Origin of the sequence: Rariglobus hedericola (genome assembly GCF_007559335.1) — a bacterium.
Lineage (GTDB): Bacteria > Verrucomicrobiota > Verrucomicrobiia > Opitutales > Opitutaceae > Rariglobus > Rariglobus hedericola.
On the sequence record NZ_VMBG01000001.1, the window covers coordinates 264,703 to 278,085 of the forward strand.

Here is a 13,383-nt window from a genome sequence, read left to right on the forward strand (position 1 = left end):
CTGATTAAATCGCTGCGACGGAGTGCCGGCGCGCGATCTCACCGAGGTTGCGTTCTACCGCGTCGATGTAGGGGTGAGTGCCGTCGGCTTGAGTGAGGAACCGGTAAACGCCGAGGAAGTCGTTTTCCAGTTTGGGCCTCACGACTTTTTCCCAGAATAGAGAAGTTCCCGCGATGAGTTGTGCGGGGGATTTGAATACACGCTGGGAGGAAGGCAGTCCGAGGAATGCGTCGGACTCGGCGAATTCGTTGAACAACAGCTCCAGCTCATCGGGGTAGTCGTCCGCAGCCATTTGCCCGAGGTAGTCGGCGGTGGCCACCATACTGGCGAGCACATGATCGTCGCGCCGGTTGAAACGGAGTTTCATGCCGGTCGTCGAAGGGCCGGTGCAGCGAATCGCGCCGAGCACGGTGTCGATTTCGTCGATCTTGAGGCCCAGGGTGGGTAAATAAGACGCGCTCAGAGCGCAGCTGCGCAGAACGTGGCAAAACGTGTATTTGGCACCAGTGCCGAGGCGATCTGAACGGAGTTTTAGATAGCCGCTGTCGTGTAAAAGGGCGGTGGCGAGACCCAGTTCGAACTGGCGGTGGGTGAACGGTGTTTCACCGGAAGTCTGACGTGCGGCGAACAAATCCACATAAGCCACCGTGACCTGCAGAGTATGACGGAAATCGTGATAGCTCAGGTCGTTGGCTTGGTAATCTAGATAACCGCCAGTGAAGAGTTTTTGAACTCCGGCCAAAAGCTCGCAGGTGAACGTTTCGGATGCACCGGGAAACAGAGTGCGAGTGGCATCAAGGATGGCTTCGGTGACAGACTCTGCGCGCGTGGTGTCAGTCGTGAGAGGCATGTCGTGGTCCGGCCGGTTTTACGAGGAAGTGGAGTTACGCAAAACTATGGCGAAGCGAGCTGTGAGTAATGATTTGCGGAATGCGCGCGCAAGCCCAATCTTCGTATTCAACTATTCACCGACTCCACGATGATATTGGGAATTACCGGCGGTATGGGCGGGGGGAAATCCACCGCGATGCGCTTCTTTGAAGAGGCGGGTTTTCGGCGGATTGATTCCGATCGCATCGTGCGCGAGGACTTGCTGACCGATCCGGCGGTGGTCGGCCTGATCAAAGCAAAGTTTCCCGATGTGGTGAATGCGCAGAACGAAGTGCAGCGGGCGGAGTTGGCGCGGTATGTTTTTGGCAACGATGAAGACCGCGTATGGCTGGAGAAATTGTTGCATCCCATGGTATATAACCGCTGGCAAGAGCTGATGGCTGCCGACCCTGCGGCGGATTGGGCGATCGAAACCCCCCTGCTTTTCGAACAAGGTTTGGAAAATTGGTTTGATTTTACCGTATGCGTATCGACATCGTCGGCCAATCAGCTTGTCCGGTTGATTGAGCGCGGAATTCCCCAATCGCTCGCCGAGCAGCGAATTTCCAAGCAATTGCCCTTGGCTCAGAAACTAGAAAAAGCCGATTTTATCTTGTCCAACGATGGCACTCCCGAGGCGCTTCGCCTTCAGGTGAACCACTTGGCGGCCCGGTTGTCCGGTGTTCGCTGAAAAGCGGTTTCGGGCCGGTTGATTTTTTGTCCCTCTTTTTTTCCACAAATGGCTGAATCCGATTTGAACGCCTCCGCCGAAACCGGCGCAGGTAAACCTAAGAAAACGACCAAGCGTGCGCCTCGCGCCGCAAGCGCCGACGCCCCGAAGAAAACGCGGGTGACCAAGCCCAAGTCGCCCAAGGCCTCTGCCAAGTCGGAGAGCGTCCGCGAGCCGAGCTTGTTTGAACCCACCTCGTCCCCGGCTCCCGAGCCTTACCGTGCTCCCGAACCGGTGCGCGAGGCGGTTGCTGCTCCGGTGCACTTTGACGCGCCTGCGCCCGCACCGACACCGCCGGCCGAGCGTCCGGTCTTCGTGCCGTCGTCTGAGCGTGCCGCGGCTGCGGCATCAGACGCACAACAAAATAGTTTTGAGTCCTCTGGCGCGACATCAGCCGAGCCTCAATCGCAGGACTCTGCCCCGTCTGCTGATCGTGGCCACGAAGGCTCTGCGCCGCAGGGTGGGTTTCAACAAGGGCAGGGCGGGGTCGGCGGAGCCCCCGAAGATGATCGGGGTCCTTGGTGGAAGCGCAAAAAGGACAAGAAGAACAAGTGGAAGGATAAGCATCAAAATAGCGGTGGTGGCGGTGGAGGTCGTTCGGGTGGACACCCGCAACATCCCCCGCAGCCGGCGCCTCCCGTGCTCGCTCCGCAGCACTATGGTGACCTGCCTGACCCGGCGCGCTTTGAAGATCAGGTCGCGTTGGATACGCTGGCGGCCTCCCTGCTTACGGGCAATGGCGCAGCGCCCATCCAGATCGACCAGCTGTTCTCCTTCAGCCTGTTTGAGCTGACTGCCTACGCCCGCAAGCTGGATGTTCCGTTTGAAGGCACGCTCAACCGTCTGCAGATGTTGGAGGCGATTTTTATTCACGCCGCGGAGAAACAGATTCCCATCGTCGACCGCGGACTGGTCGAGCTCACGGACAAAGGTCACGGCTTTATCGTTCACGAGCAGGCGAATTATCGTCTGTATCCGGAAAGCACCTACCTCCCGGAGTCGCTAATCAAGCGTTACGTTCTCAAGCGCGGCCACCACGTTGAAGTGATCGTGCAGTCCCCGCAGTCGGGCGATCGTTGCGCGGCGGTCGTGGGTGTAAAGACCGTCATGGGCAAGGCGCCCGACGAGGTGTCCAGGCTCACGCCCTTCGAGGAGCTCGTTCCTTATTATCCGCTCCAGCGTATTCTTTTGGAAGCGCCCGAGATTCATAAAGACATCTCGATGCGCGCGGTCGATCTGCTCACGCCGATCGGCTTTGGTCAGCGCGGCTTGCTGGTGGCTCCGCCCCGCACGGGCAAAACGGTGCTGCTGCAAAACATCGCGAACTCCATTTCGCACAACTTCCCTGATAAAAAACTCATCCTGCTGCTCATCGATGAACGTCCCGAGGAAGTGACCGATTTCAAACGTCACACCAAGGGCGAGGTGGTCAGTTCCACGTTTGACGAGGCTCCCGAGAGCCATGTGCACGCTGCGGAGATGGTCATCGAGAAATCACGCCGCCTGGTCGAACAAGGCGAGCATGTCGTGATCCTGCTCGACTCGATCACCCGTCTGGCGCGCGCCTACAACGCTCTCGCGGCCAACTCCGGCAAAATCATGTCCGGTGGTGTCGAGGCGACCGCGCTTCAGAAGCCCAAACGCTTCTTTGGTTCGGCCCGTAATATCGAAGGCGGCGGCAGTATCACGATTATTGGCACTGCGCTGATCGATACCGGCAGCCGCATGGACGAAGTTATTTTCGAAGAGTTCAAAGGCACGGGCAACATGGAGCTCCATCTGGACCGCGGCTTGTCCGACAAACGTATCTTCCCTGCGATCAACATTGATCGCTCCGGCACACGCAAAGAAGAGCTCATTTATCACCCCGAGGAAATGCTTCGTGTATACGGTTTGCGCCGGGCGATGCAGGGCATTCCTCCCGTCGAAGCGATGGACATGTTAATTCAACGCTTGAAGAAAACCAAAACAAACGCGGAATTCCTCATGAGCCTGAGCCGCTAGTTCACTCTCCCTGTAATTACCCGACAACTACCCTGATCGGCCTAACGCCCCCTCCCCAACGTGACTTCCGCCGACGATTTCGTCATACAGCTCGCCCTTGACAAGGGCGTGCTCACTCAAGCCCAGATCGATGAAGCCAACCAGCGCATCGCTGCTCACACCGATCTGACCACCGCTCCGCCCAAGCTCTTCGATATTCTGATCGCCAGCAAGCTGGTCGAGGCCCGCCAGCTGAGCAAGCTGCTGGCCGACGAATTTGGCATGCCCATGGTGGACTTGGCCGCGTTGCGCGTTCCCAGTGCCGAGGCGATGGCCTTGGTGCCCCGCGCGCTGGCCGTGCGCTACACGGTATTCCCGATTTCCAAAGATGGCGGTTCGTTGCAGCTCGCCATCAGTGACCCGCTTGATGTCGACGCGATCGACAGTCTGGGCCACATGCTCAAGCTCAACATCGAGCCGTCCGTCGCACCCGCTAGCGAAATCAAGCACGTCATCGAGCGTTTCTACGGCAAGGATGCCGATGAACTCGATGCCATGCTCGGCGAATTTTCCGTCACCGGAGCCGAGGCTGCGGGCGTAACGACCGTGGCCGTCGATGGCATGCCGTCCGTCGAGGAAGGCGATGCGCCGATCATCAAGCTGGTTCACCAGATCATTCTGGAGGCGATCCAGCGCCGCGCTTCCGACATCCATTTGGAGCCGCTCGAAAAGCGTTTCCGCGTCCGCTACCGCATCGACGGCGTGCTACTCGAAATCGAGAACCCGCCGAAGCGCCTGCAGCTTTCCATGATCTCACGTCTGAAGATCATGGCTAATATCTCGATTGCCGAAAAACGCATTCCGCAGGACGGCCGTATCCAGATCAACATGACAGGCAAGCAAATCGACTTGCGCGTGTCCTCGCTGCCCACCGCGCACGGCGAGAGCATCGTCATGCGTATTCTCGACAAAGACGGCCTCCAGCTCGGTCTGCCCGAGCTCGGCTTCTTCAGTGATGACCAGGCCATCGTGGAACGACTGATTGCGCTGCCCGACGGTATCATGCTCGTCACGGGTCCGACCGGCTCCGGCAAGACCACGACGCTGTATTCATGTCTCCACTTCATCAATAAGTCCGACCGCAAGATCATCACGGTGGAAGACCCGGTCGAGTATGTGCTCGCCGGTATCAACCAAGTGCCGGTCCGTCACGATGTGGGCATGACCTTCGCCTCGGCGCTTCGCGCCATGTTACGTCAGGCTCCGAATATCGTGATGGTGGGTGAAATTCGAGATTTGGAGACGGCGGAAATTGCCATCAACGCCTCGCTGACCGGTCATATGGTGTTCTCCACGCTGCACACCAACGATGCTCCCGGTGCGATCACGCGCCTCATCGATATCGGTGTTAAACCGTTCCTGGTTTCCACTTCGTTGCGTGCGGCGGTCGCCCAGCGTCTTACGCGCAAAATCTGCAAGCAGTGCAAGAAACCGTATACGCCCGACTCGAACGAACTGCGCTCTCTTAACATCACGCCGCAGCAAGCCGCCACCGCGACGTTCATGCAGGGTGAGGGTTGCCAGAACTGTAACGGCACCGGCTACCGCGGCCGCGCCGGTATTTTCGAGATGTTCGTCGTGAACGAAGAGATCCAGCGCATGATTTATGACAACGTCGGCACCGCCAAACTGCGCGACAAAGCCCGTTCGCTCGGCATGCGCACGATGCGTGAAGACGGCGTTCGCAAGGTGCTCTCCGGCATGACTACGATTGATGAAGTCGTTTCGATCACCGTCGGTGACGCCAGCTAAGCCTGCTTCCTGCTACTCGCCGCTATGAGCTACGAAATGAACGATCTGCTGGAGCTGGTGGTGGATCAGGGCGCCTCCGACCTGCACCTCCAGGTTGGCCAGCCGCCGACCCTCCGCTTGAGCGGCAGCATGGTGCCGATCGACGGCCCTTTGCTTACTCCGGCCGACACCGAGAAGCTCATGCTCTCGATCACGCCGGACAACCACCAGCAGAACGTGAAGCTGAACGGCGGCTCCGATTTCGGCTTTGCCTACCTGGAGAAGGCCCGTCTTCGCGTGAGTGTTCTCAAGGCGAAGGGCAACTACGGCATGGTGCTTCGCCAGATCCCGAACAAGATGTTCAGTCTGCGCGAAATCGGCATTCCCGACAAAGTGCGCGAGCTTCTCTATCGTCCGCGCGGCCTTATGCTGGTGACCGGCCCGACTGGATCGGGCAAGTCGACCACGCTCGCGGCGATGATCAATTACATCAACGAAACCCGCGACGGCCACATCATCACCATCGAGGATCCGATCGAGTATTATCATCCGCACAAACACTGTATCGTCACCCAGCGTGAAGTCGGTGTGGATGTGCCCAGCTTTTCAGAGGCCATCCGGCGGGCGCTTCGTCAGGATCCCGATATCATTCTCGTGGGTGAAATGCGCGACCTCGAGACGATCGAGGCGGCGATCAGCGCGGCCGAAACCGGTCACTTGGTGTTTGGCACGTTGCACACCAACGGCGCCGCCAAGACCATCGACCGTATCGTGGATGCGTTTCCCGCAAACATGAAGGACATGATCCGCACGCAGCTCGCGTCGTCCATTGTGGCGGTCATCTCCCAGGTGCTCTGCAAGAAAATCGGCGGCGGACGCATCGCCAGTTATGAAATCATGGTGAATACCACCTCGATTTCTTCGCTCATCCGCGAAAACAAGACCTTCCGTATTTCCTCCGATATTCAGACCGGGGCCAGCTTGGGTATGATCACCCTCGACGCCCATCTCATGAGCCTGGTCAATCGTGATCTCGTCACCCCTGACGAGGCTCTCGACAAAGCCCAGGATCCCTTGGTCATGCGCGAGAAACTCCTCGCGATGGGAGCACAACTTCGCCAACTCTAACCACTCTCAACGCAATCGCTTTCCCCCTCGTCGGCTCACGCCGGTTACCCTATGTTCGAAAGCCACAGTCAGGCCATTTTGGAACTCTGCCGCGACCATCATCTGGTCGCGCTCAACACCCTTAACGATCTCAACGAGGAGCACAAAGCCACCGGCAAACCCGTGGCCGATCTACTCATTGAAATGGGACTCGTTGAGAAAAGCACTCTGCTGCGTAAAATCGCGGAGCATCTCGGCCTCGAGTATCTGGAAGGCCACGCAGGTGACATTCCAGCCGAGGTGGTCGGCGCCGTCCAGGGCAGCCTCGCCCGCATGTATGGTGTCGTGCCCTTGCGCGTGGACGCTCAAAGCATCGACCTGCTGGTGGTCGATCCGTTCAACAGCCAGGTCATCGACGACCTTACCTTTGCCCTGGGCAAAGACGTTCGTCTGGTCGTGGCCGATCCCGGCCGCGTGGACGGGCTGCTCAAGCTTCACTATGGCGAGGACGACGCCACCATCGACGACCTCCTCAAGGAGATGTCGAGTGACGATCATGACGGTGCCAACGGTGGCGAAAAAGAACTGTCCGAGCACGACCTCGAGTCGATGGCCGGCCAGACTCCGATCGTCCGTTTCGTGAACTTGGTCATCGGCCAGGCGATTCGAGACAAGGCATCCGACATCCATTTCGAACCCTTCGAACACGAATTCAAAATCCGTTACCGCATCGACGGCGCGCTCTATGAAATGGCGCCGCCGCCCAAGCATCTCGCGTTGCCCATCACTTCACGCGTGAAAGTGTTGGCCGCACTGAACATCGCTGAACGCCGCATTCCTCAGGACGGACGTATCAAGCTGACCTTGGGCGGTCGTTCGGTCGACTTGCGCGTATCCACGTTGCCGACACAGTTCGGTGAATCGGTGGTGTTGCGCGTCCTCGACCAATCGGCGGTCCAGCTCGATATCGCCGCCCTCGGCATGCCGACCGACGTGTTTGAAGGCATCAACGAGATCATCAAGCGCCCGAACGGCATCTTCATCGTCACGGGCCCGACGGGTTCCGGCAAGACGACCACGCTTTACTCCGCACTTCGCGTCATCAATACCGCGGACCTCAAGCTGCTCACGGCAGAGGATCCGGTGGAATACGAAATCGAAGGCATCATGCAGGTTCCGGTGAACCATGCCGTGGGCCTTACGTTTGCCGCCGCCCTGCGCTCGTTCCTCCGCCAAGATCCCGACGTGATCATGGTGGGCGAAATCCGCGACTTGGAGACGGCGCAGATCGCCATTCAGGCATCGCTTACGGGTCACTTGGTGTTGTCCACCCTCCACACCAACGATGCTCCAGGTGCGGTGACGCGTCTCGTGGACATGGGCGTCGAACCCTTCCTGATTGCCTCGTCGCTGGAGGCCGTGCTGGCCCAACGTCTGGTGCGTCGCATCTGCAAGAGCTGCCGCACTCCCTACGAGCCACCGGCTGCTCTTCTGCAACAACTTGGGATTGATCCGGTTGATATCGGTAATCGTGAGTTCTTCTTCGGCAAGGGCTGCGAACATTGCAGCAACACCGGCTACAAGGGACGTATGGGCGTTTACGAGTGGCTGCGTATGAGCGAGGCCGTTCGCGATCTCGTCGTGGAGCGCGCCTCCACGATGGTGATCAAACAAAAAGCCCTCGAACAGGGCATGCGCACGTTGCGCGACGACGGTCTTCGCGCCATCTTTGACGGTGCGACCTCGATTGAAGAAATTATCAAATACACCTGATCCACGTTCGGCACGTTTCCAGCATCGACCTGTGATCTAATTTCCATTACAAACTTCTTAATACCCTTACCCTATGCCAAAGTTTACCTACAGCGCCATTGAGTCGGCCTCCGGAAAAGAAAAAAAGGGCGTGCTTGAGAGCGCGTCATCCGAACAAGCATCCGCCGAATTGAAGGCGATGGGCCTCATTCCCACCGCACTTGCAGCCGAAGGCAGCGGCGGTCCCAAGCTGTCCGCGGGCGCCAAGAAAGACGTCCGCAAGCTCAACGCTCCCGCCGCGCCGGCGAGCACGCAGCTGCGCGCCAAAAAGAAAAAAGGCGGCATGACATTCGGCCGTATTATCAGCAACGCGAACCTCACGGTGTTTACCCGTCAGCTCGCCACGCTCGTTAACGCCGGCATGCCCATCATGCGCAGCTTGGAGACGCTCGCCCGTCAGGAGAAGAATCCGCTCTTCAAGGACGTGGTGGAGTCTCTCGTCGAGAACATCCGCTCGGGCGGTAATTTTTCCGATGGTCTTCTTCAGCACCCGAAGGTCTTCGATCGCCTTTATGTGAACATGGTGAAGGCCGGTGAAGCGGGCGGCGTGCTCGGCACCGTGTTGGATCGTCTTTCGCGCTTCATGGAGAAAGCCGAGAAGATCAAGGGCAAGGTGAAGTCTGCGATGACCTACCCGGTGATCATCGTGTTTGTCGCCGTCGCCATCGTCGGCGCACTGATGGTTTTCGTTATTCCGCAGTTCGAGAAAATCTTTTCGGGTATGCTCAAAGGCCAGTCGATGCCTGGCCTGACACTCGCGGTTCTGGCCGTAAGTAATTTCGTCAAGAATCACATCATTGCCACCATCGGTATCTTTGTTGCGCTCTATTTCTCTTTCAAGGCGTGGCACAAAACCAAGGGGGGCACCCGTGCGGTCGATTGGTTCCTCTTGCATGCCCCCGGCGTTGGTCCGCTTTTCCTGAAGTCGTCCATCAGCCGTTTCACCCGCACGCTGGGCACACTGCTCGCTTCGGGCGTCCCGATTCTGCAGGCGCTGATCATCACCCGTGATACTTCGGGCAATGTTCACGTGGCCGATGCGCTAAACGTCGTTCATGACCGCGTTAAAGAGGGTGACAACGTCGCCCGTCCCCTTGATTCGACCAAGGTGTTCCCGACCATGGTAACCTCCATGATCGAGGTCGGTGAAGAAACCGGCGCCCTCCCTGAGATGCTTAATCGCGTGGCTGATACCTACGACGAAGAGGTGGATAATTCCGTCGCCGGTCTTACCTCGATCATCGAGCCGGTCATGATTGTGTTCATGGCCGTGATGGTGGGCACCATCGTCATCGCGTTGTTCCTCCCGATCGTGAAGATCATTCAGAGCCTTTCGTAATTGTCCGATTACGTTTCGACTCAACAAAAAGGCCGCCCGATTTTCGGGCGGCCTTTTTGTTGAGGGGACGTCTGAACTCCGCTCTTATTTCGCCGGCGAAACCGGCTTGGTGAGCAGCACGCTGTTGAGCCCCATCAGGCGCTCCGAGAATTCATCGTGCTCGTTGGCTTGGCGTAGGGTGCGCTGGACCATGCCCATCTTGGCGTCGAGGTTGTCGATCATCGAAACAAACACCGCTTCCGGCGTGGCCGCGTAAACGGCCGCGCCCCATTCCGGTTCACCTTGATGACTGAGCACAATGTGTTCGAGGCGTTCCAGACGCTCCGCATCGAGACGGGATTTGATGCCGTGTTTACGGGCAAGTTGATAACCGAGGACGACGTGGCCTTGCAGGATGCCCTTGCGGCTGCGCTTGGTTGCAAGCGAGCCCTCGTATTCGATGGTCTTGCCGGTGTCGTGGAGAAGGATGCCGGCCATCGCGAGGTCGGCGTCCACTTCGCGGTAGAGCGGTAGCAGGGCCTTGCAGGCGCGCGCCATGTGAATCGTGTGCTCAAGCAAACCATGTCGGTAGGCGTGGTGCATCGAGACGGCGGCAGGCGTCCATTTGAACGTGTCGCCGATCTCCTCGAACACGCCGCGCACGGTCATACGAAGCTCGTCGTGGGTGATGCTGTCGATGAATGTTTGAAACTCCGCCCACAGTTCAGCGGCAGGCTCGGGCGCGACTTCAACAAGGTTGTCGATCAGGCCGGGAGCCCCAAGTTCGTCTTCGGAAAGGGGAGTGACCTTGAGCAGTTTTGGAGAGAGCCGGCCTTGATAATAATCGACGCGACCTTCGATGCGCAGCACGCCGCCTTCGCCGGCGGCCTTGACGGTGTCGAACACCGTGCCGTCGCTGAACAGGGTGCAGCCAAACGAGCCGGTGCGGTCACCTAGATCGAGGACGAGAAATGGATTGCCGTTGGAGGCTGTTTTGATAGCGAGTTTTTTGACCACCAAGACACTGGCGAAGGGGCGTCCGGAGGCGTCTTCAAGCGCTTTGAGTTCGCGGACTGAGAGCAGAGGGAGTTCGTCGGACATAGTGGTGACGGAGCTTAACTGTATTTTTTGACGAGCTGGGTGAAGTTCTTGAAGAACGGATGTCCTGCATCGTGCAGCAGTGCATAAAAGACGGTCTCGGAAGGAAGCAGGTGCACGCCTGCGCGTGCGAGCGAACCGAGGCAGATGGCGGCATCAGCGGAACGGCGGGCGCCAATCGCATCGGAAAGCACGGTGACTTGCAGGTTGGCATCAAGAGCTCCGAGTGCGGTCTGGTAAATGCACACGGGAGTTTCCAAGCCGCAGAGAATGATGTGTTCGATATCGGGTGATCGCAGGGCATCGGTGATGCCATCGTCACCAAAGACGGAAAAAGAACTCTTGGTGTGGACGTCCGAACCGGGGGCGAGCGCGAGCAGTGCGGGGGCTGTGCCGCCGAGTTTGCGTGGGAGTTGCTCGGTGAAAGCGACCCGAATACCCAAGCCGACCGCCGCCTCGATCACGAAGGAGCAGCGCTTCAGAAGTTCTTCGTGCTCAGGGATGACCTTGAGGAAGGACGGTTGGAGGTCGACGCAGAGCAGTAGAACACCGGCGAGAGGATCGGGAGCGGCCATGATTGTTTATGGATAATAACGACGGCGGGACTTCACCTGCACGAACCGTTTTTCGGGAAGAATGTAAGCGGTCAGGTGGCCGCCCATGACACACGCGGTGTCGATGCCGACAGACCACTTAAGTTTGTAAACATCAGGCCGGGGAGTGTGCCCGTAAATGACGAAGGGCGGACCGTTCCAGAGATCGGCCCACGGAGGTGAGTCGGGCGAATCGGAGCGTTTGCAGGCCCGTCCATCGGCATCGATGGATTGGATTCGCGTGACGATCGAGGCGGGCTGGCGTTGCCAGGGTTCGTTAGGAAGAAATCCACCGTGCGCGAAAACCGTGTTCAGGGCCTCGACATAGTGGGTGAGCGGCATCGACTCCAAGTAGAGCCAATCCTCGGGGCGCAGCTTTTGGAAAGTGTCAGCGTCGGTTTTTCGATCAATCTCGGCAGCAGGCGTCTTGTTCTTCCGGTAATTCAGGAGACGCAGTTCGTGATTACCGAGGAGCGAGATCGCACGGTGCTGACGAGCGAGGTCGATCACCTTGCAACTGTCGGGACCGCGATTCACGAGATCGCCGACGAGAATCAGACGGTCGTCCTTGGTGGGTTTCAGGAGCTCGAGGAGCTCGGCAAACTCTTGATGGCAACCATGGATGTCGCCGATGGCGATGATACGACCGTTCATTCGTGCTGGTGAGCAAATTTGCTAGCGTCCACCCCCTTGGGAAGTAAACAAGAAAGCCTATGGAATTGAATCTGCAGCCCCTCGCCACGACCTGTTTTGTCAGCGGAAAGCCATTTGGTGAGGGCGAGCGCGTGCTGAGTTTTCTGGTGCGCAACGAAACTTCGGACGAAGTGATGCGTTACGATGTCCTGGAATCGGCGCGGGAGAGCTTTACGGTTCCTGGTTTTGTGGCCTGCAGTTGGGGACATGTGTTCAAGCCTCGCAAGGTCGGGGAAAATCCCGAGCGTGAATTAAAGCTCACCGCAGAAAATCTTTTCGTGACCCTGGCGGATCCTACCATCGAGATTGCGCCGGAAAACGAACGGCTTGTTCAATTCCTCGCCCTCATGCTGGAGCGCAAAAAACTTCTCAGGCCGAAAGGGCGTGCTGCCGATGGGGAGCGCAATCTTTACGAGCACGCCAAGTCCAAGCTCATTTATGCGGTGCCCGCCGGTGAACTCAGTCCGGAGTTCTTCATGGCGATTCAAGAGCAGCTCAGCCTGTTGGTGGGCGGCGCAAAGAAATCAGTTCCTGTTGCGCAAGGCACCGTAACCCCCGAGGGCCCGGCCTCGACGTCTACTCCGTCCGAGTGACGAAAAATGCCGCGAGCGCGGCCGTCACCGCAGCATGGTGTGTGGCGATGCGTTGTGCCATCGGAGTGACCGATGGAGTTTCCAACGTGTAACCAAGTCGGGAGTGATGTTCGAAGAGGTAAATCGCCTCAGGCCATTTATCGCGTAAAAGCGGATCGGTGTCGGGCCGAATGATGCCCGGGGCGATGGACTCACGACCGTCGATCAGCGGTGCCGATTCGATGGGGCCCTGATGTCGGGCGGCCTCAATCATCGCATCGGCGAGAGTGTGGCGGGAATCCGGATTCAATTCGTAGAGATAAAAGCCGGTGGTTTCCCAGTCTTCGTGCAGGCAAAAGGTGACATCGAACCGGGGCTGTTTTTGTAGCCAACCAATGTGTGCGCTGATCTCGATGCTGAGCGTATCGCGATAATCACGATTCAGATCGATGGAGGCTTCATTTTCCCGGGTGCCGCGGATGTAGCCGGTGGGATTGAGTAATGGGCACAAAAACCAGGTCGCCCGTTCGTCGAACAGACCGCTTTCGAGCATCTGCAGAAGTGCTTCGGGAGCCGCGGGCTCGTCTCCATGGATGCCGCTCGAAAGATAAATGCGCGTTCCATTGCCCGCCGTCTGTTTTGTGTAAGCGGAAAGGGGCACACCGGCTATGGTAGCGAGCGGTTCCTGTCGGAAGCCATGGGCGAGCGCCGCCGCTTCGAATCTTTTAACGAAGGACAGCGGATCGAGCGGGCAGGCTTTGACAGCATTCATGGGCTACTTCTGTCTAGCGTTTTACCCGTTTCCGCGGGTGCAAT

12 protein-coding genes are annotated in these 13,383 nt (G+C 58.3%); 7 read left to right on the top strand and 5 right to left on the bottom strand.

Translation table 11 applies throughout. The annotated features are described in order from the left end of the window. Nucleotides 1–4: 4 nt before the first annotated feature. On the bottom strand, nucleotides 5–850 hold the full coding sequence (locus tag FPL22_RS01260; RefSeq protein WP_144228309.1) for a hypothetical protein: 846 nt from the start codon (nucleotides 848–850) through the stop codon (nucleotides 5–7). Nucleotides 851–979: 129 nt separating this feature from the next. On the opposite strand from FPL22_RS01260, the gene coaE reads away from it, so the two are divergent. The 6 genes from coaE (at nucleotide 980) to FPL22_RS01290 (ending at nucleotide 9,632) form a co-directional block, all read left to right on the top strand. After that, on the top strand, nucleotides 980–1,561 hold the full coding sequence (gene coaE, locus FPL22_RS01265) for a dephospho-CoA kinase (RefSeq protein WP_144228310.1): 582 nt from the start codon (nucleotides 980–982) through the stop codon (nucleotides 1,559–1,561). Between the two features lie 48 nt (nucleotides 1,562–1,609). Next, entirely contained in the window at nucleotides 1,610–3,604 is a 1,995-nt protein-coding gene (rho, locus tag FPL22_RS01270; RefSeq protein ID WP_144228311.1) for a transcription termination factor Rho, read from the top strand. 60 nt (nucleotides 3,605–3,664) lie between these two features. After that, a complete protein-coding gene (locus FPL22_RS01275; protein ID WP_144228312.1) occupies nucleotides 3,665–5,395 on the top strand; it encodes a GspE/PulE family protein in 1,731 nt (576 codons plus the stop codon). 24 nt (nucleotides 5,396–5,419) lie between these two features. Further along, the gene (locus tag FPL22_RS01280) at nucleotides 5,420–6,502 is read left to right on the top strand and encodes a type IV pilus twitching motility protein PilT (protein ID WP_144228313.1); all 1,083 of its coding nucleotides are present in this window, start codon (nucleotides 5,420–5,422) and stop codon (nucleotides 6,500–6,502) included. Between the two features lie 51 nt (nucleotides 6,503–6,553). Then, nucleotides 6,554–8,254, top strand: coding sequence for a type II secretion system ATPase GspE (gspE, locus tag FPL22_RS01285; protein ID WP_144228314.1), 1,701 nt, complete (start codon nucleotides 6,554–6,556; stop codon nucleotides 8,252–8,254). A 73-nt stretch (nucleotides 8,255–8,327) separates the two neighbouring features. Further along, nucleotides 8,328–9,632 carry a type II secretion system F family protein gene (locus FPL22_RS01290; RefSeq protein WP_144228315.1) on the top strand — a complete coding sequence of 435 codons (1,305 nt, stop codon included), beginning with the start codon at nucleotides 8,328–8,330 and terminating at the stop codon, nucleotides 9,630–9,632. A gap of 84 nt (nucleotides 9,633–9,716) precedes the next feature. Here FPL22_RS01290 and FPL22_RS01295 read toward each other — a convergent pair whose 3' ends face one another. From FPL22_RS01295 to FPL22_RS01305, 3 genes are read right to left on the bottom strand one after another with little or no spacing between them, the layout of a single operon-like run. Then, on the bottom strand, nucleotides 9,717–10,712 hold the full coding sequence (locus tag FPL22_RS01295) for a 3'-5' exoribonuclease YhaM family protein (protein WP_144228316.1): 996 nt from the start codon (nucleotides 10,710–10,712) through the stop codon (nucleotides 9,717–9,719). A gap of 14 nt (nucleotides 10,713–10,726) precedes the next feature. Further along, the gene (locus FPL22_RS01300) at nucleotides 10,727–11,284 is read right to left on the bottom strand and encodes an isochorismatase family protein (protein WP_144228317.1); all 558 of its coding nucleotides are present in this window, start codon (nucleotides 11,282–11,284) and stop codon (nucleotides 10,727–10,729) included. A 6-nt stretch (nucleotides 11,285–11,290) separates the two neighbouring features. Further along, nucleotides 11,291–11,956 (bottom strand): metallophosphoesterase, encoded by a 666-nt coding sequence (locus FPL22_RS01305; RefSeq protein ID WP_144228318.1) that lies wholly within the window; start codon nucleotides 11,954–11,956, stop codon nucleotides 11,291–11,293. 59 nt (nucleotides 11,957–12,015) lie between these two features. Between FPL22_RS01305 and FPL22_RS01310 the strand changes: the two genes are divergently transcribed. After that, a complete protein-coding gene (locus tag FPL22_RS01310) occupies nucleotides 12,016–12,588 on the top strand; it encodes a hypothetical protein (RefSeq protein WP_203235093.1) in 573 nt (190 codons plus the stop codon). Here FPL22_RS01310 and FPL22_RS01315 read toward each other — a convergent pair. Further along, nucleotides 12,572–13,339, bottom strand: a complete 768-nt coding sequence (locus tag FPL22_RS01315) for a M14 family metallopeptidase (RefSeq protein WP_144228319.1) — start codon at nucleotides 13,337–13,339, stop codon at nucleotides 12,572–12,574. The two genes, FPL22_RS01310 and FPL22_RS01315, sit on opposite strands and share 17 nt — an antisense overlap. Nucleotides 13,340–13,383: the final 44 nt, after the last annotated feature.